This window comes from Streptomyces yerevanensis (assembly GCF_000716805.1).
GTDB lineage: Bacteria > Actinomycetota > Actinomycetes > Streptomycetales > Streptomycetaceae > Streptomyces > Streptomyces flaveus.
In genome coordinates this window covers 1-20,587 of the sequence record NZ_JNWJ01000084.1, presented here as the reverse complement: position 1 = coordinate 20,587, position 20,587 = coordinate 1, and the positions used below count along the sequence as shown (strand labels likewise).

At 69.8% G+C, this 20,587-nt stretch carries 16 protein-coding genes and 1 pseudogene; 4 read left to right on the top strand and 13 right to left on the bottom strand.

The features are described 5' to 3' along the window. Position 1: 1 nt before the first annotated feature. Positions 2-1,774, bottom strand: a complete 1,773-nt coding sequence (locus tag OP79_RS44105) for an MFS transporter (RefSeq protein WP_245685666.1) — start codon at positions 1,772-1,774, stop codon at positions 2-4. A gap of 76 nt (positions 1,775-1,850) precedes the next feature. Then, positions 1,851-2,690 carry an NAD(P)H-binding protein gene (locus OP79_RS44100; protein ID WP_033328791.1) on the bottom strand — a complete coding sequence of 280 codons (840 nt, stop codon included), beginning with the start codon at positions 2,688-2,690 and terminating at the stop codon, positions 1,851-1,853. Positions 2,691-2,873: 183 nt separating this feature from the next. Between OP79_RS44100 and OP79_RS44095 the strand changes: the two genes are divergently transcribed. Next, positions 2,874-3,647, top strand: a complete 774-nt coding sequence (locus OP79_RS44095) for an SDR family NAD(P)-dependent oxidoreductase (protein WP_245685665.1) — start codon at positions 2,874-2,876, stop codon at positions 3,645-3,647. Between the two features lie 147 nt (positions 3,648-3,794). On the opposite strand, the gene OP79_RS44090 is transcribed toward OP79_RS44095, so the two are convergent. Both OP79_RS44090 and OP79_RS44085 read right to left on the bottom strand, forming a co-directional pair. Beyond that, a complete protein-coding gene (locus tag OP79_RS44090; RefSeq protein ID WP_033328790.1) occupies positions 3,795-5,336 on the bottom strand; it encodes a hypothetical protein in 1,542 nt (513 codons plus the stop codon). Between the two features lie 83 nt (positions 5,337-5,419). Further along, positions 5,420-6,775: a jacalin-like lectin gene (locus OP79_RS44085; protein WP_033328789.1), complete on the bottom strand. Its 1,356-nt coding sequence runs from the start codon at positions 6,773-6,775 to the stop codon at positions 5,420-5,422. Positions 6,776-7,029: 254 nt separating this feature from the next. Between OP79_RS44085 and OP79_RS44080 the strand changes: the two genes are divergently transcribed. Next, complete coding sequence (locus tag OP79_RS44080) at positions 7,030-8,751, top strand: PHP domain-containing protein (protein WP_033328788.1); 1,722 nt, start codon at positions 7,030-7,032, stop codon at positions 8,749-8,751. Further along, a complete protein-coding gene (locus OP79_RS44075) occupies positions 8,748-9,260 on the top strand; it encodes a hypothetical protein (protein ID WP_033328787.1) in 513 nt (170 codons plus the stop codon). The genes OP79_RS44080 and OP79_RS44075 overlap by 4 nt, the downstream gene beginning before the upstream one ends. Positions 9,261-9,270: 10 nt before the next feature. Here OP79_RS44075 and OP79_RS52965 read toward each other — a convergent pair whose 3' ends face one another. Further along, positions 9,271-9,369, bottom strand: coding sequence for a DUF397 domain-containing protein (locus OP79_RS52965; protein WP_078492416.1), 99 nt, complete (start codon positions 9,367-9,369; stop codon positions 9,271-9,273). Between the two features lie 180 nt (positions 9,370-9,549). Between OP79_RS52965 and OP79_RS44070 the strand changes: the two genes are divergently transcribed. After that, positions 9,550-10,704: a DUF4037 domain-containing protein gene (locus OP79_RS44070; protein ID WP_078492415.1), complete on the top strand. Its 1,155-nt coding sequence runs from the start codon at positions 9,550-9,552 to the stop codon at positions 10,702-10,704. Positions 10,705-10,721: 17 nt separating this feature from the next. On the opposite strand, the gene OP79_RS44065 is transcribed toward OP79_RS44070, so the two are convergent. From OP79_RS44065 to OP79_RS50070, 8 genes and pseudogenes are all read right to left on the bottom strand, one after another. Next, complete coding sequence (locus tag OP79_RS44065) at positions 10,722-11,927, bottom strand: PP2C family protein-serine/threonine phosphatase (protein ID WP_245685664.1); 1,206 nt, start codon at positions 11,925-11,927, stop codon at positions 10,722-10,724. A gap of 320 nt (positions 11,928-12,247) precedes the next feature. Continuing rightward, complete coding sequence (locus OP79_RS44060) at positions 12,248-13,327, bottom strand: glycoside hydrolase family 10 protein (RefSeq protein ID WP_033328785.1); 1,080 nt, start codon at positions 13,325-13,327, stop codon at positions 12,248-12,250. Between the two features lie 149 nt (positions 13,328-13,476). Continuing rightward, on the bottom strand, positions 13,477-14,643 hold the full coding sequence (locus OP79_RS44055) for an MFS transporter (RefSeq protein WP_051745572.1): 1,167 nt from the start codon (positions 14,641-14,643) through the stop codon (positions 13,477-13,479). Beyond that, positions 14,640-15,479 carry an ABC transporter permease gene (locus tag OP79_RS44050; RefSeq protein ID WP_245685663.1) on the bottom strand — a complete coding sequence of 280 codons (840 nt, stop codon included), beginning with the start codon at positions 15,477-15,479 and terminating at the stop codon, positions 14,640-14,642. The genes OP79_RS44055 and OP79_RS44050 overlap by 4 nt, the downstream gene beginning before the upstream one ends. A gap of 2 nt (positions 15,480-15,481) precedes the next feature. Continuing rightward, positions 15,482-16,288 carry an ABC transporter permease gene (locus tag OP79_RS44045; RefSeq protein WP_033328784.1) on the bottom strand — a complete coding sequence of 269 codons (807 nt, stop codon included), beginning with the start codon at positions 16,286-16,288 and terminating at the stop codon, positions 15,482-15,484. A gap of 9 nt (positions 16,289-16,297) precedes the next feature. Continuing rightward, on the bottom strand, positions 16,298-17,362 hold the full coding sequence (locus OP79_RS44040; protein WP_051745565.1) for an ABC transporter ATP-binding protein: 1,065 nt from the start codon (positions 17,360-17,362) through the stop codon (positions 16,298-16,300). Further along, entirely contained in the window at positions 17,359-18,525 is a 1,167-nt protein-coding gene (locus tag OP79_RS44035) for an MFS transporter (protein ID WP_033328783.1), read from the bottom strand. Before OP79_RS44035 ends, OP79_RS44040 begins: the two co-directional genes overlap by 4 nt. Next, positions 18,518-20,587: pseudogene (locus tag OP79_RS50070) on the bottom strand (beta-galactosidase small subunit-related protein); the annotation flags it as partial. The pseudogene OP79_RS50070 and the gene OP79_RS44035, both read right to left, overlap by 8 nt.

Here is a 20,587-nt window from a genome sequence, read left to right as displayed (position 1 = left end):
GTCAGCTCATGTGGACGGGCGCCGCGCCCTCGGTGTGCTGCTGCCTGCCCGCGTTGACGGCCAGGAACATGACCGCCAGTCCGCCCAGGAACATGGCGCCCGAGGCGACGAAGGCCATGGTGTAGCCGTGCGTCAGCGCCTCGCCCGCCTTCGCGACCAACGGGAAGTCCTGGGTGGCCAGGCCCCTGAAGAAGGCGGAGGCCGCCTCGGGCAGCTTGTCGTTCGCCGCCGAGGTGGAGATCGTCGACAGGACCGCGAGTCCGAGTGCGCCGCCGATCTGCTGGGCGGTGTTGAGCAGGGCCGAGGCCATACCGGTGTCCTGGTGGTCGACGCCGCTCACCGCGCCCAGCGTCATCGGGACGAAGCTCATGCCGAGCCCGAGAGCGGTGACGAACATCGCCGGCATCAGATGTCCGGCGTACGAGGAGTCCGGCTCCAGGGTGGCGAACCAGAACATGCCCGCCGCCGCGACCAGCAGGCCCGGTCCGGCGATCAGCCGGGGCGCCAGGTGGGTGACCAGCTTGGAGCTGATACCGGCGGCGGCCGCCATGCCGACGCTGAAGGGCAGAAAGGCGAAGCCGGTCCTGACGGCGCTGAAGCCGAGGACCAGCTGCATGTAGAGCGTCAGGAAGTAGAACATGGCGAACATGCCCGACCCGACGAACAGCATCGTGCCGTAACTGCCGGAGCGGTTACGGTCCTTGAACAGCCGCAGCGGCATCATCGGGTCCGCGGCACGCGCCTGGATGACCAGGAACGCCGTCAGGAGTACGGCGGCTGTCGCGAAGGACGCCAGCGTCAGGCCGTTGGTCCAGCCGTGCTCACCGCCCCGCGTGATGCCGTACACGAGGGCGATCAGACCGCCGGTGCCGGTGATGGCGCCGGGGACGTCCAGGCGGCCGGGGTGGCGTTCGGCCTCGACGAGGGTGCGGGTGCCGGCGAGGACGGCCAGGCCGATGGGGATGTTGACGAAGAGCACCCAGCGCCAGTTGAGCGCGTCGGTCAGTACGCCACCCAGCAGCAGGCCGACCGTGGCGCCGACGCCGCCCATGGCCGCGTACACGCCCATGGCCGTGTTGCGTGACTTGCCGGCCGGGAAGGTGGTGGTGATCAGGGCCAGCGCGTTCGGCGCGGCAAGGGCGGCGCCGACGCCCTGGAGGATGCGGGCTCCGATCAACAGGCTCTCGTTCGGGGCGAGTCCGCCCAGCAGCGAGGCAGCGGTGAAGACACCGATGCCTGCCTGGAACACGCGCCGCCGTCCGAAGAGGTCACCGGCCTTGCCGCCGAGCAGCATCAGCCCGCCGAAGGCCAGCGCGTAGGAGTTGACGATCCACGCCAGGTTCGCGTCGGTGACACCCAGGTCGGCCTGGATGGCGGGCAGGGCGATGTTGGTGATCGTGGCGTCGAGGATCACCATCAGCTGGGCCGCGGCGATCACGAAGAGCGCCAGGCCCAGATGCCGTCGGCCGCCCGAGGGGGCTCCGGACGCGTCGGCGCCCGGCTGCGCCGGGGGTGCGGTGGTCGTGCTGTCGGAAGGCAAGGGGGAACTCCAAAAGGTGCTGATGGTGGCGATGGTGCCGATGGGCGAATTTGGCGAACGGCGAAATCGTGCCGTCAGGGTGTTAGCGAAGGAGAAACCCGAGGTCACGCACCTTTCGCCGGCCTCGTGGGCGCTGAGCGCCCAGTACCCGACGAGCCACGCGAGGACGAGCGCGCCGACCGTGGCGAGGAAGACGCGGAGGCGGCGCTCCCGAACCCGGAGCACCGCCTCCACGCGGGCCTCGCACCCCGCCTCAACTCTCCCTGCTGTCGCGGCCCTTGCTCTGCGGGGCTTGCCCATGCTGGGGGCGTCAGGAGTTCCAGACGCCCTGCGCGGCAACGGCCTTGGCGTAGTCGGAGAAGTCCCGGGCAGGCCGCCCCAACGCGCGCTTGACGCCGTCACCGAGTGCGGCGAGGCCGCCGGAGCGTACGTGCTCGTACAGGCCGATCGACAGCTGCACCCACTCCTCGGGCACACCCTGCGCGCGCTGCTCCTCCGCGTACTCCTCCGGGGTCAGCGATACGTAACGGATGTCGCGGCCGGTGGCCCGGGCGATCTCCTCGACCGCTTCGGCGAAGGACATGAGGCGAGGGCCGCTGACCTCGTAGCACCACCCGGCGTGCCCATCCTCGGTGAGCGCGGCGACCGCCGCCTCGGCGATGTCGTCGGCGTCGACGAACGCCTCCTTGCCGTCCCCGGCCGGCAGCCGCACCTCGCCGCTCAGCACGGGGTCGTACAGAAAGTCCTCGCTGAAGTTCTGGAAGAACCAGCGCACCCGCAGCACGGTCCACTCCAGGCCCGCGTGCTCCAGCGCACGCTCCGTGGCCAGTACGTGTTCCTGGGCGGGGCCCCAGGCATCGCTGGGTGTGGACAGCAGCACCGCGTGCCGGGCTCCGGCGGCGGCTGCCTGCCGGGCGAACGCAGCGACGTCCTCAGCGGCCTGCGGGCTGCCGAGGTCGGGGTGCACCAGGTACATCTTCGTCACGCCGCGCAGTACGGGCTCCCAGGTACCGCGGTCCGACCAGTCGAAGGCCGGCGTACCCGAACGGGACGCTGCGCGGACCCCCACGCCCCGCTCTTCAAGCAGCCGTACCACCCTGCGTCCCGTCTTGCCCGTAGCACCCGTCACCAAGATCATCTCGTCGCTCATGGCCTCCACTGAACCAGCCGCCGTCGGCCCCGACCATGCCATGCAGACTCAGGTCCATATCCGTTCGTCCACCAGGTTCATCGGTAGTGCTCCGCCGCTCACGGCGGAGGTGAAGGCGAGGAGCCAAATGAGATGACTTCTTGAGGGGTGTGCTCCAGGGACCTCAGAAGGTTTACTCGCCGCATGAATGAGACGAATGGAATGCTGGCCGGTAAGACCGTCATGATCACGGGTGCGTCGAGCGGTATCGGAGAAGCGGCCGCTCGTCTGTTCGCCGCCGAGGGAGCGGCGGTTCTCCTGATGGCCCGCCGCGAGGACGTACTGAAGCACTTAGCCCAGGAGATAAACGACTCGGGCGGCCGGGCGGCGATCAGCGCGGGCGACGTCTCGGTCGCCCAGGACGTACAGCGCGCCGTGGACGCGGCCCGTGAGCACTTCGGCGCCTTGGACGCGGCCTTCAACAACGCAGGCTTCGCCGGCGACGACCTGTCCCCTCTGCATGAGCTCGACCAGGCCCTCTTCGACCGCATGATGGCCGTCAACGTCAGCGGCACCTGGAACTGTCTGCGCTCCCAGATCCCGGTGATGCTCGAAGCGGGGAAGGGGGCGATCGTCAACACGTCCAGCACCGCGGCCATGGGGGCCACCGGAGCCCCCGTGCCCTACGTCGCCGCGAAGCACGCGGTGCTCGGCATGACCAGGGCCGCAGCGGCCGAGTACGCGGCACACGATATTCGCATCAACACGCTCGTCGTCGGCACCACCCGCACAGAAATGATCAACCAGGTAGTGGATGCCTACCCGGAGTTGGGGCCTGCTTTCGTCGCCCGCCAGATGCAGAAACGCATGGCAGATCCCGTCGAGATCGCCCAGGCGGCCCTGTGGCTGTGCAGCGACCGCGCCTCGTTCGCCACGGGGTCGGCACTGGCCGTGGACGGCGGGTGGACGGCCGGCTGACGGCTGCCGCAGGTGGCGAAGGCGGGAGGCGACGGGTGAGGGGGCGCGGCCCCCTCAAGGCGTCATCTCGGTCAACAAGACGTCATCTCGGTCAACATGCGGGCCTTGAAAAGATGACATGCAGGAGGGGCCACCACGGGACCGCACTCAGCAGCGCCTGCCGTCCGCCACCACCAGCGCCACGTCCTCGGCCCGCACCCGTAGGGCGTGGCGGGTGGTGTCATCGCCTCGGGACGGGGCCGGGTCCCAGAGCCAGACGGTGTCGCCGCTTGCCTGGAAGGAGAGGACCGGGTGGGCGGTCGGGACGGGGCCGTTGATGACGGGCGTCTTGTCGCCGACGGGCTCGACGCAGACGAGTTCGGCCCGGATGCCGAAGTAGGCAGGGGGACGTCGGCCCGCCGCTGCCGCGTCCATCGTTCGGTCGGCGGCCTTCTCCACGTCGCCCAGCGCCAGTTGCACGACCGTCAGGACCGCGATGAGCCCCGCCAGAACCAGCATCATGCGGAAGAACCCGCCGACGGTCGCCGGCACATTGAAGTGCCGTGCCCAGCCGGCCACCGCGACGAGCACCAGGAGGAACAGCACGGCCACGGTCAGCGGCCGGGCGGCGATGGCGTATTGCCAGTAGAAGCCCACGTGCACCGCGCCGGCCGGGATCCCGAACATCTCCTCCAGATACATGGCGTGCAGGAGCGACCCGACCCACGGCATGACGAACGGCAGCGGAGCGGCGAGGACGGGCAGGAACCACTGCACGTTGCGGCTGAACCAGGACGCACTCAGCGCGTACCAGAGTCCGAAGGCGGTGAGGCCGATACCCAGGGCGATGCCCAGCCCAGGGAGCAGCCGGGACAGCCCCGTGTCCTCGGAGTGCCCCCACATCCAGCCGCCGAACGTCATGCTCCCCGTCAGGACCACGCCGAAGCCCAGCTGGACGAGTCTCGGACGCGGCGCGTTCGAGGTCATCCACACGCCCACCGGCCAGGAGATGGCGGCGGGTATCAGCAGCGCCGCGAACCGCCACACGGAGGTGAGGGCGCCGAGGATGATGCCGCTCGCGCAGCAGACCAGCACGATCGCGCAGACCACCGCGATCGTGCCCACGTCGCGATGCGGTTCGGCCGACCCGGCACTGGCCCTGGGCGCGCTCGCCAGGCGTATGTCGTGCGCGTCGGGGTCGAAGGGCGGACCGCCGATGTTCCGCGCCTCCAACTCGGCGAGTGCCTGGTCGCGTTGCTCGTCGGAGTGCGCGCCGCGCAGGTGGAGGGTATGGCGTACGTCCAGCCCGCCGACGGCGATCCAGTGCTCGGCCAGCCACCGCTGGACCGGGCCCGCGGTGTCCGGCACCCTGCGGTGCACGTGGTAAGTGGTCTGCGGCTCGGCCGACTTGTGCGGGACGAGCTTGGTCTCCCGCACCCACAGGTCGATCTTCCGCCGCTTGGCGAGCGACGTGAGCTGCTCGACGGCCGCCGACCTCGCGGTCCAGCGGGAGCCGTGGACCGGGATCTCGACGATCAGCCCGGTGTAACCGTCGCCGGCGCTGACCGAGTCGCTGTCCCGCGCAGGCCGTACGCCCCACCCCTGAGCGGCGAACACGCTGTTCGCCAGCTCCAGTTCGTCCTGGTCGTCACGGACCTCGACGACCAGGCGAACCCTGCGGTTGAACGGTCCCTGAGCCTCCGGTGTCACCGGCGAAGTCTCGCATACAGCAGGTGAGCCCCCTGATCGCTGGGGCTCACCCCTCCGGGATACGCCGGCCTCACCGCAAGGCGTCAACCGATCGGTGCGTACAGCACCCCCAACTTGTCGATCTCCGTGCCCGCGCGGCCCGCGAAGCCGACGATCTGCCAGCCGGCCGGGGCCGTGTACGTCACGGTGCTCGAGGTGGGTGAACCGGACGCCAGCGTGCGGGACTTGTCCGTCGTGAAGGCCGCCGAGAAGATGCGCGTCCGGCCGTCCTTCTGGGCGCTGGTGAGCTTCACCGAGGTGAGGTGTTCGTCGGGGGCCAGGGTGAGGGACGAGGCCGTGCCGCCCGTACCGCCGTGGGTGAGGGACGTACCGCCGTCATGGGTCAGGGATACGGCGTCCAGGCGGGCGTTGCCGCGCAGGGTGAGCGTGCGGGGTGCGGGCGTGGCCGGGAGGTCGTCCGCGTCGTTGAAGGCCGTGCCGTGCGGGCCGCCGAAGAAGTCGCTGGCGCGGAGGTTCGCGGGCAGTTTCCAGGAGAAGTCGACCGTGTGCGGGAAGTGGTCGGAGAGGTTGCCGCCGGCCTCGTCCAGGAACTTCGACCAGTCGTTGTTGTAGCGGGTCGCGTCGAGGTCCACCAGGTCGCTGCCGCGGTAGAGGACCTTGTCCACCACCTCGCAGTCGTTCGTCGGCGCCGTCTGGGGGCAGACGAGCGCTTCGCTGCCCTGCGCGGGGGCGTTGCCGCCGCGGACCAGGTCGACCCAGGGGTCGCTCAGGCCGTTCTCGTTCACGAGCGTGCGGATGTTGTCGCCCGCTCGCGTGTAGCGCGTGTTGGTGTCACCCATGACGATGACCGCGTTGCCCGCCGAGTTCGCCTTGATGAAGTCGGACAGCTGGGAGATGTTGGCGCGGCGGGCGGCCAGCGCGTCGTCGGTCGAGTCGGCGTTCGTGTGGACGTTGTAGAGGTCGACGAAGACGCCCTCCGCGAGCCGCACCCGGGCGAGCGAAAAGCCCTTCGGAGTCAGGCAGTTGGTGCCGGTGCACTTGTTCCACTTCACCCGCTGGAAGTCGTCGAAGGCGTAGTCCGAGAGGGTGTTGAGGCCGTCGCCGAACGGGACCCCGCCGCTGGTCGCGGTGCGGTGCGGGTGGTCGTCGCCCGCGTACAGCGCCGCGTGGTAGTTGAAGTCCTCCTGCACATTGACGATGTCGTACGCCCCGAGCCGCGGGGAGATCAGCGGGGTGTTCTTCGCCGGGCTGCCGGAACTCAGCCCCTCCGGGAGGCCCGCGACGTTGTACGCGAGGACGTTGAAGGTGCCCGACGAAGGGGCGGCGGCGGCCGTCGCGGATCCCGTGGCCGTGGCGGGTGCACCACTGGCCGTGGCTGCGGTGGCGAGCCCGGCCGCGGCCAGCGCGCCCGCCAGGATGGTGCCGATGACTCTTCTCATGGGGGGTGTCTCCAGGGGACGGAGGAACGGGAGAGGACGATCAACGGTGCTCAGGGTCGAGGTCAACTCATGTGCTGTACAGGGGTAGTTGAGAGAATCCTGCGAAAATTGTGAAGCGCGGGGACAGTTGATGCGACCAAGTCGCCTGCGGATCATGCCCTGGTTGAACATTGTTCATGTTTCGCGCCGAGTCTCGCACCCGCGTGGTCAAACCGACAGCGCGAAGGCGAAGAAGGCACAGAAGGCAGGCCGACATGGGTCACGGTCACGGGCACGGTCACGCGCACGGACACGGGCATCACCACCATCACGACCACCAAGGCACCGAACTCCCGGCCGCCTTCGACACCTCCGTACCCGACGAGGCCCTGACCCCCGAACAGCACTCGCGCCGCTCCATGCTGCGCCGCGCGGGCCTGCTCGGCGCGGGTCTGACGGCGGCCGGAGTGCTCGGCGGGACGGCCGCCGCGCAGGTGTCCACGTCCGCGCCGGCCTCCACCGGCAGCCGGAAGGGCAAGGGCTTCCTCTGGCTGGCCGGCGACCACCACATCCACACCCAGTACAGCAACGACGGCAAGTACCGCGTCTCCGACCAGGTCCGCCAGGGCGCCAAGCACGGCATGGACTGGATGGTCATCACCGACCACGGCAACGAGACGCACGCCAAGATCGGTGTGGAGAAGGTCAACCCGGACATCGTCGAGGCCCGCGACACGTACGAGGACACCCTCGTCTTCCAGGGCCTGGAGTGGAACATCCCGGCCGCCGAGCACGGCACGGTCTTCGTCCACCCCGGCAAGAACGAGGTCTCCGTACTCAAGCAGTTCGAGACCGACTACGACGGCGGCGTGAAGAAGGCGACGGACTCGACGCCCGCCAACGAGGCCCTCGCCATCGCGGGCCTCAACTTCCTTGCCGAGCAGGTCCAGCGGCGCAAGGTCAAGGACGCCCTGATGCTCGCCAACCACCCGGCGCGCAAGGGCATCGACTCCCCGCACGAGATACGCGCCTGGCGCGACGCCACGTCCGCGCGCCACCGGATCGCGGTCGGCATGGAGGGCGCCCCCGGCCACCAGGCCGGCGGTATCGCCGAGCCGCTCGGCATGGGCCGCGCCCGCGGTATCTACGACGGTAGCCCGAGTGCCAACTCCTTCGCCGGTTACCCCCTGGAGAGCTACCGCACCTGGGGCGGCTTCGACTGGATGACCGCCACCGTCGGCGGCCTGTGGGACAGCCTCCTCGCCGAGGGCAAGCCCTGGTGGATCACCGCCAACTCCGACTCCCACAACGTCTACACGGACACCGCCAAGCGCGGCGGCCCCGACAGCGACTACCTCGCCAACGGCAAGCACACCGACCCCGTCTACAGCGGCAAGGTCGACCTCACCGAGGGCGACTACTGGCCCGGCCAGTACAGCCGCACCCACGTAGGCGCCGACGGCTTCAACTACGCCGCCGTCATGGACGGCATCCGCGCCGGCCGCGTCTGGGTCGACCACGGCCAGCTGATCAGCGGCCTGGATGTACGGGTGGCCGGCGGCAGCCGCTGGGCCACGCTGGGCGGCGCGCTGCACGTCAAGAAGGGGACGAAGGTGACCCTGACGGTCGAGATCGCGCTTGCTAGTGGCGCCAACTGGGCCGGTTTCGTACCGGAGTTGGCCCGAGTCGACGTCATCCAGGGCGATGTCACGGGCGCGGCGAAGGACAAGGACACCTTCACCGCCCCGACCGCGAAGGTCGTCAAGTCGTACGAGGTCGGAAAGTCCTCCGGCAGGGTCAAGCTCACGTACGAACTCGGCCGTGTAGACCGGCCGTTGTACGTCCGCCTGCGCGGGACGGATGGGAACCGTTCGGCAACGGGCCTGATGGGCAAGGCGGTTGACCCGGCCGGCCCCGCGATCGACGTCGTCGGCGACGCGGACCCGTGGGCCGACCTGTGGTTCTACTCCAACCCCGTGTGGGTCCTGCCCTCGTGACCACGTACGCGGGTGACAGCGCCTTCTGGGTCGACACCGAGACGACGACACTGCGCGAGGCCGACCACCTGCTCCAGTCGCTGGCCGCCGAACTCGCCTTCCCGGACGGCGTGTTCGGCTGCACGCACCTGGTGCGGGGGGAACGGCCGCGGGTTGTGTTGTCGCTCACGGGTGCGCCTGAGGAGGCGAGGCGGGGGTTGGTGGCGAAGGGGTACGAGGTGACGGCCGGCGTTCCTGACGCGGTGGGCCGCGCTGTCCTGTACCCCGGGGTCGCGGGGCTGACCGGGACGGTGACGGTCGCGGGGCTTGTCTCGGGCTCGGCGATCGACCGGGTTGCGGTGCTGGGCGGGTCCGGCGAACCCGCGCCGGAACAGCGGATCCTGACGAGGGATTTCGTACGTCCGGAATGGCGGGACGGGGAACTGGTCCTGACCGCCATGCCCGCCGCGGGCGGGGTCCTGGTCCCGTTCGAGGTACCGGACCCTACGCCGTGTTGCGCGGACCACTGAACGCCGCCGCTCAGCCGCGGGCGGCCGCGTACGTGAAGAACTCCGTCCAGGTGGTGGGGGAGAGGGCGAGTTGGAGGCCCTCGGTGTTCTTGGAGTCGCGTACACGCATGTGGTGCGGCGGCTGCCCACAGGCAGGTAGATCTACGAACGTTACAGATTCCCCGAATGTGTAACATTCACAGCCGATACACCCTGCCCGCCGACGCGGCCACCGCCGCCTTCGGCGCGCGAACCCGGCCCGCACGTAATCCGGTGGTGGGCGGGAGCCCGGCCCCGGCACAGTGACCGCATGCCGACACCAGCTCCCACTCCACCCAGCGCCGCGTTCATCCCCGGCCTCGAACTCTCCCGGATCCTCTACGAGGAGGCCGTGCGGCCGATCCTCGCCGAGGCGTACCCCGGACTGCGCTACACGGCCGCCCGGATCGGCTCGGGTTCGGAGGTGCTCGGCTTCGACACGGCACGGTCGGCGGACCATGAGTGGGGGCCGCGCTTGAACCTGTTCCTGTCGGCCGAGGACGTAGTCGAGCATGGCGAGCGCATCCACCGGCTGCTGGCGGAGCGCCTGCCCAAGGAGGTGCGCGGGTGGCCTACGCACTTCCGGCGCCGTGACGACGACGCGTTGGACCCGGTGTCGGGCCACATGGAACTGGTCGACGGGCCCGTAGACCACCGAGTGTCCGTGGACGGGCTCGGGCCGTGGCTAGTGGCGCAGCTCGGCGTGGACGCGCTCGCCACCCCCGAACTGACCGTGCACGACTGGCTTTCCATCCCGCAGCAGCGGCTCGCCGAGGTGACGGCGGGCGCCGTCTTCCACGACGGACTCGGCGCGCTGGACGCCGTACGGCGGCGCCTTGCCTGGTACCCGGACCAGGTGTGGCGCCACCTGCTGGCCTGCCAGTGGCAACGGCTCTCCCAGGAGGAGGCGTTCGTCGGCCGTTGCGTGGAGGTCGGGGACGACCTCGGCTCGGCGGTGGTCGCCGGGCGCCTGGTCCGCGACCTGATGCGGCTGTGCCTCCTGCTGTCGCGGACATACGCCCCGTACAGCAAATGGCTCGGCAGCACCTTCGCCCGGCTGCCGGTGGCCGCCGGCCTCACCCCGGCGCTGCGCGGGGCGCTCGCCGCGACGGAGTACGCGGACCGGGAACGGCACCTGTGCGACGCGTACGAGAAGGTCGCCACCCTCCACAACGCCTCCGGCCTCACCGACCCGATCGACCCCACCCGCCGCCGCTACCACAACCGCCCGTTCCTGGTCCTGCACGCCGAACGCTTCGCCCAGGCCCTGAACCAGACGGTCAGCGACCCGGAGCTGCGCTCCCGCCCACTGATCGGCAGCGTGGATCAGTGGGCGGACAGCACCGACTTCCTCAGCCTTATCGGTCAGGTCGACGGTCCGGCCGCCGGGTTGATGCGGTTCGACAGGTCGGCGCGGGTCCTGTAGCCCGCCGTGGCGGGCATTCAGTCCAGTGCGGCGAGGTGGTCGGTGGCGCCTCCGCGCCACTCGATCAGAAAGAGGGTCGCGTCGTCGCTGGTGCGTCCGCCGCGTTCCTCCTTCAGCGTGTGGGACAGCCAGCGAACCTCCGCCCTTACCCCCTCTTCGATCTGGCCCATGAGGTTGACGCAGCGGATGAGCTGTTCCTCGCCGAACAGCTCCGCGCCGTCCTCGTGCTCCTCGATCACGCCGTCGGTGTAGCACAACAGCTGGTCACCGCGCTGCAGCCGGTGTTCGCTGACCCGGGGCTGGTCGCCGCCGAACCCCACCGGCAGCGTGGTCGGTCCCTCCAGCGCCCGTACGACCTTGCGGTTGCGGATCAGCAGCGGTGGGGGGTGTCCGGCGTTGACCCAGTCCAGGTGGCCTGTGGCAACGTTGAGCTGCATCATCTGCGCGGTGACGAAGTGTTCGGGCCCGAACTGCCGGGCGATGGCCTGGTCCATGAACGCGTACTTCTCGGCGAGACTGATGTCGGCGCGTCGGGCGTGGCGGTAGGCGCCGACGGCGACGGTGGCCATCGTGGCGGCCTCCAGGTCGTGGCCCATCGCATCGACGACGGCCACATGCAGGATGTTGTCGTTGAGGGCGTAGTCGAAGCTGTCGCCGGCGACGTTGTAGGCGGGCTCCAGGATCCCGGCCACCCCGACCTGAGGCACGGACATCGCCAGCGGCGGCAGCAGGGACCACTGCATCTCCGCGGCCAGGCTCATCGGCTCGCGCCGTCGGGCCTGGAAGAACTGGTCGGTATAGGCGTTCTTGGTCACCAGCAGGTCGGCGACCAGGCCGGAGAGCCTGCGCAGCAGACGCCGGTCGTCGTCGTCGACGCTGTCCAGGGTGAGCACCATGACGCCGACCTCGTCGCTGCCGTCGAGCAGCGGCAGGTGCATCCGCACGGCGTCGGCTTGCGGCACCTCGATGACTTCCGTCCGCAAAAAAGCCCGTCCGGCCGGGGAGTCAGCGATCGGTTGGGGCTCGCCGACGCGCAGTTCGCTGCCCGGCAGCGGTACCAGCAGTTCCTGCCCGTAGTCCTGCAGCAGGATGGAGACCTCGCGGCCGCCGATCCTGGCCACCTCCTCCGCGATCAGTGGAGCGATCAGCTGCGGCGGCATCTGCTGCGCCCGATCCAGCAGCAAGCCCAGCAGCCGCTCGCCGAACCCTTCCGACCGGTCCACCGCGCTGTCCTTCACTGCCCGTCCCCTCTTCGCCTCCTGCCATGCCGCGCGATTCCCGGCAACCCGGGGTCCGCCCCCGGCACAGCCGGCCACCGCACAGCGACTGAGGCCACCGGCCCGTCCGAGCCGCAGGGCACGGCATGCCGCGGTCACCGCGCGCACGGCATCAGTCAAGCCGCTGGATGACGGACGGCGGTCTGACGCTTCGGCGTGGAGGCCGTTTTTCACCCGTGCAGTCGCGAAGCCGCCGCCAGGGCCGTGGGACCCCGAACGAGGGGACAACATGCTCTTCAATGCGTACCGGCCCGACCGGACGGTCGTCAGGCCGCTGGGTCGAGGCCCTTCGACAGGCCGGTGTACGCGGGCTTCGCCCCGTAGCTCTCGTTGTACGGCAGGGCCGCCCCGTACCCGTTGAACGTGCCCGGCACCCACGAGTACTTGTCGGTGATGCCCCAGACCGTGATGCCCGCGCAGCGGGGGACGCCCAGGCAGTTCTCGCTGGCCGTCTTGTAGTCGGTGGACTGCTGGGCGAGTTCGGTGGAGGAGGCGGGCGTGGGGATGCGGATGTCGAGTTCGGTGATCGAGACCTCCAGGCCCAGGTCCGAGAAGCGCTTCAGGTTCGCCTTCATCGAGGAGGGGACCTGGCCCACCACGAAGTGGGACTGGAAGCCGATGCCGTGCAACGGGACGCCGTCGGAAAGGAGTTGCTTGGCCAGGGCGTAGAGGGCGTCGCTCTTCGCGTTGTCCGCCTCGATGTTGTAGTCGTTGATGTACAGCTTGGCGGTGGGGTCGGCGGCGTGCGCCCAGCGCAGCGCGTTCGCGATGTAGCCGGTCCCGAGCTTGTTCTGCCACAGCGAACTGCGCATCGAACCGTCCTCGTTGAACGTCTCGTTGACGACGTCCCAGGAGTAGATCTTGCCCTTGTAGCGGCCGACGGTCGTGTCGATGTGCTTCTTGAGGATCGTGTTCAGCTCGGAGGCGGAGAAGTTCCCGTTCTTGAGCCAGGACGGGAGCTGGCTGTACCAGGCCAGGGTGTGGCCGCGTACCCCCTGCTTGTGGGCGCTCACGTGCGCGACGAGGCGGTCCGCGGCGGCCCAGTTGTAGCTGCCCCGGCTGGGTTCCAGCGCGTCCCACTTCATCGCGTTCTCGGCGGTCACCGAGTTGAACTCCCGGTCCAGGACGGCCGTGTACGCCGACTCGTTCTGCAACGGGCCGTCGGCGACCGCCGCGCCGATCTTCACGCCGCGTGCGTCGGCGTGGCCGCGAAGCGTGGTGGCGGCGCTGGCGTCGGGCGTGAGCTGGGGAACCGTGACGGCCGCCGCCGCGACCAGCGCACCGATGGCCACGAGGGGGATGGGGCGCAGAAAACGGCGACGGCGACGTCTGGGGGAGTACGGCATGGATGCTGCTCCTGGCTCGATGTGGGGGTGAGGGCCGGGCCCGCGGGTGCGGTGGTACGTCACCCTCCAGTCGCCGCCCACCGGGAGGAGGTTGCCGGGAAGCCCGCAGACACGCGTGAGTCCCGCCGGGTATCAACCCGAAAGAGCCGTCACTCCCGTATCCGCCCCGCCAGTACCGCCGCCCCCAGCGCCGACACGATCAGCGTCACCAGTGCCAGTCGCAGATCGGCCGTGCCCGCGAGGAGGCCCACGGCGGGGCCGGCGAGGAGGAAGCCGGGCCACTGGCCGATGGTGATGACGGAGACGCCCTCGCCGGGCGGGACTCCGGGCTGCTGGCCGGCCAGGCCGATCGCCGCCGGGAGGACGCAGGCGATGCCAAGCCCGACGACGGTGAAACCGGCCAGAGCGAGCGGCAGGCCGGGCCGGACGAGGACGAGGGCCGTACCCAGGGCGACCGTCAGCAGCGAGAGCCGTACGAAGGTGCGTTGGCCCAGGCGAGCCACGAAGCGGTCGCCCAGCAGCCGTTGCACCAGGATCGCCACGGAGAAGCATGTGTACGTCGCCGCACCGAGCGCCGAGCCCTCGCCCAGATAGTCGGCCGTGTAGACCGAGCTCCACTGGGACGCCGCGCCCTCGACGAAGGACGCCAGGAACGCGATGGAGGCGAGCAGGATCAGCTGGGGAGTGAAGCGCTGCCGTACGGACCGGCGGCGTTCCTTGCGGATCTCCTCGTCCGGCAGCCAGCCGGCGGACACGAGCAGCAGTGTCCCGAGGATGCCGCTGCTCACCGCCATCTGCACGCCCGGCGACACCCCGGTGGCCGCGGCGAGCGTGCCGAGGGCGCCGCCGGCCAGCACCCCGCAGCTGTAGGTGGCGTGGAAGCTCGAGAGCAGGGGCCTGCCATGGCGGCGTTCCACCGCGACCGCCAGCGCGTTCACCGGCGTGGCCAGGAACGTCGCCGCGACACCCCAGAGCGTCAGCCCGGTCACCAGGGCGGGGACGGTCGACGCCCCCGCCAGCAGCGGTGCGTTGAGCAGGATGAGGGCGGCTGCCGAGAGGCTCAGCAGGCGGGTGCTCACCCGTCCGATCAGCGCGGTGATCAGCACGATCGCGACGAGGTCCCCGGCGGCGGACGTACTGCTCACCAGCCCCCACTCGGACACGTCCAGGCCGACCGCACCCCGGATCGCCGGGATGCGCGCCATCCAGCCGCCCTGGGTGGCACCCAGGATCACGAAGACCAGGCAGACCGAGAGACGGGCCCGTAAGTCGGAGGAGGACGGGGACGAGGATGACGATGTCGTGGCCGCCTTCATCCGTTCACCCCCGTGTAGTGCCGCAGACTCCACCTCCACAGCAACCTGGTGCCCAGGTACGCCACCGCCCCCAGCAGCGGCGAAGCCGCCGCCAGCCAGTACGGAACGCCGGTGTCGTGCCCGTGCCCGGTCAGTACGGCCGCCGGGAAGTACGCCACGAACGCCAGCGGAAGCGCGAACGTCAGGAAGCCGCCCACCGCCTTCGGCAGCACGTTCAGGGGATAGCTGCCGAAGGTGCCGAGCAGTTCCTCCAGCCAGCGGCCCCAGTAGTCGGCGGCCGGGAAGCGGAGGGCGGCGCAGGCCACCACCGTGAACAGGGCCGCCTCCAGGAGCATCCCGCCGAGTACACAGATGATGAGGTAGGTGATCCGGCCCGCCGTCCAGTCCAGTTCGCTGCGGGTCAGCGCGCCCACCATCAGGCCGACCGCCACCGTCAGGTCGCCGATCGCGTTCGTGGGGAAGTACTGCAGCTGGAGCTGGCGGTACACCGGCATCGGGCGGACGAGGTACGTGTCGATCACCCCCTCCTGGATGTGGCGGCTCAGGCCGTGCACCCGGCCGAGGAAGAGCACGAACAGGCCGTGGGCCAGCATCCGGATCGCCGCGATCAGCAGTACGTCCGCGCTCTCCCAGCCGCCCATCCCGGTGAACCGGGTCAGCAGCACCGTCGCGAACACGATCACCGACACCTGCCAGATCGCACCGATCGCGATCATCATCAGGAACTCGGAGCGATACTCCAGCTGCGAACGGAAGTTGAGCTTCGTGATCCGCCAGACGGTCCGCCAGGGCTTCAGCGAGAACAAGGGAGTGGACCAGGACTTCTGCGAGGACACCGTCAGCCTCCCTGGGAGATCACGCGCCGGGCGGCTCGCCGCCACACCAGCCGGGTGAGCAGGGCGAGGACCACCACCCAGGCGGCCTGAATCGCCAACTGTGCCCAGGCGTCCGACAGTTGGATCCGGCCCACGTGCAGCGACAACGGCACACTCAGCGTCGCCTGGAAGGGCAGAAAGCCGCTGAGCGTGATGAACCAGTCCGGGAAGAACCACAACGGCGCGTACACCCCGGACAACAGGTTCTGCGCGAAGATCAGGATCAACATCGCGGCGCCGTTGCGGAGCGTGAAGAAGCACAGCTGGTCGATGGCGAGCATGATGTAGTACAGGACCCACTGCCCCAGCAGCAGGCTCACCATGAATACCCCTGCCACGGCAGCCGACTCGGGCAGCTGTACGACTCCGGCGGCCACACAGACCGCGTAGCCGACGATGGCCCACGCGAAGCCGTAGATCTGCTCGCCCAGCGCCCGCAGGGCGTAGTAGCGCTGCGGCGGCAGCGGGCGCAGATACCAGTACACGATGGTGCCGAAGTGCATGTGCTGAAGCACCGTGTCGCGGCCCGAGTACTGGTCCAACTCCCGTACGCGCGTGGCCAGTACGGCGAGCACGGCGTACGTGACGGCCTGTTCGCGGTCGAGCCCGGCGGTGGTGCCGGTCGCCGCGTACAGGCCCCGCCACAGCGAGGCGACCAGCACCACCTGGACGGTCAGTCGCAGCAGGGCGGCGGTCATACGGGGCGGGGTGTGCAGCTCGCCGAGCGGGGTGACCCGGGCGGCCCGCCAGGCGCGCAGGGCGGAGGGCATGGCCACGGATCAGCCTCCCTGCGTCTGAGCCGGTGCCTGGGCGGCCACGTCACCAGCCACGTCGCCCGCCATGTCCGCGGCCATGTCGCCCGCCTGGACGTACGCCGCCCGCATCACGTCCTCCAACTCGGCCTCGTCCAGGGCGATGTCGGTCACCTCGTACCGCTCGATGACCTGCTTCAGCGCCTGGTGGACGGTCGGGGCGGTCGGCCCGTCCGGGCCAAATACCACCTGAGGACCCTCCCGCCGTATGAGCACGACCCCGGGCCACGGCTCGACGACGGCGTGCGCATCGGCGAGCGTGGCCCGTACCTGCCAGGTCGAGCCGAACTTCCGGCGGATCTCGTCCAGCGTGCCGTCCAGGACCAGCCGCCCGTGGTTGATCAGCACGACGCGCTCCGCGAGCCGCTCGACCTCCGTCATGTCGTGCGTGGTGAGCAGCACCGTCCGCCCACGCTCCTCCACCTGGTACCGCAGGAACTCCCGCACCTGCTCCTTGACCACCACGTCCATGCCGATGGTCGGCTCGTCGAGGAAGACCACGGGCGGGTCGTGCAGCAGTGCGGCGGCCAGGTCAGAGCGCACGCGCTGGCCGAGCGAGAGATGCCGTACGCGCGTGTCCCAGAACGAGGACAGGTCGAGCAGCTCGTCGAACTCCCGCAATCTCGAAGCGTGTTCGTCCGCCGGTACGTCATAGATGTCGCGCAGGATCGCGAACGATTCCCGCACGGGCAGGTCCCACCACAGCTGGGTGCGCTGCCCGAACACGGCCCCGATGTTGCGCGCGTTGCGCTCGCGCTCCTCGTACGGGACGGCGCCCACGACCCGCGCCTCACCGGCCGTGGGCGTGAGGATGCCGGTGAGCATCTTGATGGTGGTGGACTTGCCCGCGCCGTTCGGCCCGAGCAGGGCGAGGAGTTCGCCGGGCTGCACCTCGAAGCTGATGTCGGTGACGGCGTGCTTGGCGACCCGCTCCGGGTTGACCAGTGATCTGACGGCGCCCAGGAAACCGGGTCGGCGCACGGTCGTGTGGAAGGTACGGGACAAGCCCCGGACCTCGATGCTGCCGCTCATGCAGCGGACCTCCTGGTCAGCCGGATCAGCCATACGGTCGCGACGAGACTGGCCCCCGACAGCACTGTCAGCAGCCACGGCACCGCGCGGATGCCGGACGATTCGATGCCCATCCCGAGCAGCGGAGGAGCCGCCACCCCACCGATCATCGACGCTGCGATCACCCAGGCGCCAGCCCTTTTTGCCTGGGGGAGGGCCCTGTTGAGCCAGGGCAGTCCGGTCGGGAAGACCGGCGCGATGAACAGACCCACACCCGCGTACGCCCATGGGGCCGCCCCCGGAATCAACGCGAGCAGCAGGCACGCCGTCATCCCGGCCGCGCACACGGTGAGGATGCGCTCGGGCGAGTACCGCAGCGTGATCGGCACGACGAGGAAGCGGCCGACGGTCATCATCAGCCAGTACACGGAGGTGGCGGAGGCCGCGACGGTGGCGCTGTAGCCGACGGTCTCCAGATGCGTGGGCTCCCAGCCGCCGACGCCCGTCTCGACGGCCACGTTGAGGATGTAGAGGACGAGGAAGCCGATGAGTACGCGGGAGAGAAGGCCCCCGGTGGCGGCAGGTTTTTCCACTGAGAGTGCCGGTGCCTCCCGGCCCACGCCGCCCGTGCACAGGATCAGCGCACCCGCCAGTACCGCACACACACCGAAGGCGTACGCGTACCCGTCCGGGCCCATCCAGGCGATGAGCGCCGGGCCGAGTACGGCGCCGATGCCGAAGTGGGCGTGGAGAATATTGAGCATCGCCGTCGAGCGGTTGCCGAAGCCGACGGCGAAGAGCTGGTTGAGGCCGTAGTCGATACCGCCGAAACCGAGGCCGCCGAGAAAGGCCGCGGCAAGCGCGAGAGGCCAGTTCGGGGCGAACGCGAAGCCCGCGCCGCCGGCCGCCATCAGGGCGTAACTCGCCCCGAGCAGCGTCCTGTTGCTGATTCGGGAGTGGATCGCGTTGAAGACCAGTACGCCCGCGACGCCGCCCGTGAAGTGCAGGCTGAGCCCGAGTCCGGCCCCGGAGGGGGAGAGGCCGAACTCCTCGCGCAGGCCTGGGACCGCCGGGCCGTAGAGCGACTGGAGTATGCCGATGAGGACGAAACCGACACATGACGCGACCGCGGCCGGACGGCTGAAGAGCCGCCCGGCCGCAGTCGGGGTGACCGTGTCAGTCACGAAGGTCCGAGAACACGAACGAGAACTCGGCGGGTGCCGCCCGCAGTTGGTACTGCGGCAGCGCGCCCGGACCGCAGGACTGCGAGCCGATGCCCTGCTGGCCGTGGTCGAGGTTGACCCACACAGTGTCGGTGGGGGTCAGATCCGTCAGATGCCGGGCCGCGTCCAACTGCTCGTTGGTCCAGCGCCTGGCCGAGAACCAGAACTCCGGGTCGCCCTCGATCCGCAGCCCGCCGAGCTCCGCCCAACGGACGTCGGCCCGTGCGCCGTTCTCCTGCGGACGCACGTACGGAGTCTGCAGCTCATCCACCGAGGAGTGCCAAAGACCCAGCATCGAGGCCGACTTGGTGTCCGGGTACGCCTCGCCGGGACCGCCACCGAACCACTTCACCTGGTCCGCCTGCGCGAGCCCGAAGCGAATGCCCAGCCGCGGCAACGGCACCGTCCAGTCACCCTCGGGCGCCACGGACACGGTCAGCTTCAGCCGCTTGCCGTCGGATGTCCACCGGTACACCGTGCGCAGGCCCACCTCCCAGGCGGCGGGCGCCACCCGGGTCCGTACGGTCAACGCGTCGTCGCTCAACTCGACGCCGTCCAGGCGGTGTTGCATACGGTGCAGGCCGTACTTGCGCCACAGCGAAGCCCAGCGGATGTCGTCCTGCCAGGAGGCGCCCTCGTCGTTGTCGGTCGGCGCACGCCACACGTCGAGACGGAGATCCGTGACGTTCAGCCTGCCGATCGTCTTCAGCGCACCGGTGCGTACGTCGAAGGACGCCGGGCCGACGTAGATCAGCCGCTCGCTCGCGCTGGGCCTGTCACTTGCCACGACAGACGGCAACGCCCGTGGACTGACCGGCAGTTGAGCCCACGCGACCTCATGGTCCTTCCTGCCCCACGCGGTGTCCTCCGCCAGCAGCGCCCGTACCGTCCACTGCGTCTCGGCCCCGCGCCCGTCGCCCGACGGCGGCGTCGGCAGCTTCACCTCCGCCGACTCGCCCGGCGCCAGCGCCGGCACGGACAGGCTGCCCGCCTCGACCGTCTTGCCGTCCACCTGGTACGACCACTCGAAGGCGAGATCCGACAGGTCGGCGAAGTCGTACGCGTTCGTGACCCGTACGGTCCCGTCCGCGCCGTCTCCCTCGATACGGACCGGCTCGATCACCTTCTTGAACTCGACCAGCCCCGGCGACGGCTTGCGGTCCGGGAAGATCAGCCCGTCGCAGACGAAGTTCCCGTCGTGCAGCTCCTCCCCGAAGTCACCGCCGTACGCGAAGCCGAACCGCGCGTCCTTGATGCCGTGGTCGATCCACTCCCAGATGAAGCCGCCCTGGAGCCGGTCGTACGCCTCGAAGATCCGCTGGTAGTCGGCGATACCACCGGGGCCGTTGCCCATGGCGTGCCCGTACTCGCACAGGATGAAGGGGAGCCCACGCCGCCTGTGCGTACCCCCGTCGAGGTCCCGGCCGATCTGCTCGACCTCGTCATGGGCCGCGTACATGCGTGAATACATGTCCGTGTCACGGCAGTTGATGTCGCCCTCGTAGTGGATCAGGCGCGAGCCGTCCCGGCCGCGGATCCACTCGGCCATCGCGGTCAGGCCGCGGCCGGTGCCGGCCTCGTTGCCGAGGGACCAGATCACGACGGACGGGTGGTTCTTGTCGCGCTCGACCATGCGGGACGCGCGGTCGATCAGCGCCGGAGTCCAGCGGTCGTCGTCGACGCGAGTACGACCGTGCGGAAGCCGATCCGCAGGGGGATCCGCTCGCCCTCGGTGGCCAGCACGCCGTCGTACAGCTTCGGTGTCTCCGCGGTCCACGGCTGGACCGAAACCGTCACGGACCCGCCGGTCGCGACATCGATGTCCAGGGCGGGCACGGTGACCCGGCCGTCGACGTCGGAGTCGACGCGCAGGGTGCCCTCGCCGCTGACATGGTCGTACGAAGCGTGCACGAAGAAGTCGAGCGCGCTGCCCGCCGGGCGGTGCAGCAGGGTGACGTCCCGGAAGATGCCGGGCAGCCACCACTGGTCCTGGTCCTCCAGGTACGAGCCGGCCGACCACTGG

Coding starts and splice junctions, on each gene's coding strand:
- OP79_RS44100 (WP_033328791.1), bottom strand. CDS start 2,690: ATGAGCGACGAGATGATCTTGGTGACGGGTGCTACGGGCAAGACGGGA.
- OP79_RS44095 (WP_245685665.1), top strand. CDS start 2,874: ATGAATGAGACGAATGGAATGCTGGCCGGTAAGACCGTCATGATCACG.
- OP79_RS44085 (WP_033328789.1), bottom strand. CDS start 6,775: ATGAGAAGAGTCATCGGCACCATCCTGGCGGGCGCGCTGGCCGCGGCC.
- OP79_RS44080 (WP_033328788.1), top strand. CDS start 7,030: ATGGGTCACGGTCACGGGCACGGTCACGCGCACGGACACGGGCATCAC.
- OP79_RS52965 (WP_078492416.1), bottom strand. CDS start 9,369: ATGCGTGTACGCGACTCCAAGAACACCGAGGGCCTCCAACTCGCCCTC.
- OP79_RS44070 (WP_078492415.1), top strand. CDS start 9,550: ATGCCGACACCAGCTCCCACTCCACCCAGCGCCGCGTTCATCCCCGGC.
- OP79_RS44060 (WP_033328785.1), bottom strand. CDS start 13,327: ATGCCGTACTCCCCCAGACGTCGCCGTCGCCGTTTTCTGCGCCCCATC.
- OP79_RS44055 (WP_051745572.1), bottom strand. CDS start 14,643: ATGAAGGCGGCCACGACATCGTCATCCTCGTCCCCGTCCTCCTCCGAC.
- OP79_RS44045 (WP_033328784.1), bottom strand. CDS start 16,288: ATGCCCTCCGCCCTGCGCGCCTGGCGGGCCGCCCGGGTCACCCCGCTC.
- OP79_RS44040 (WP_051745565.1), bottom strand. CDS start 17,362: ATGAGCGGCAGCATCGAGGTCCGGGGCTTGTCCCGTACCTTCCACACG.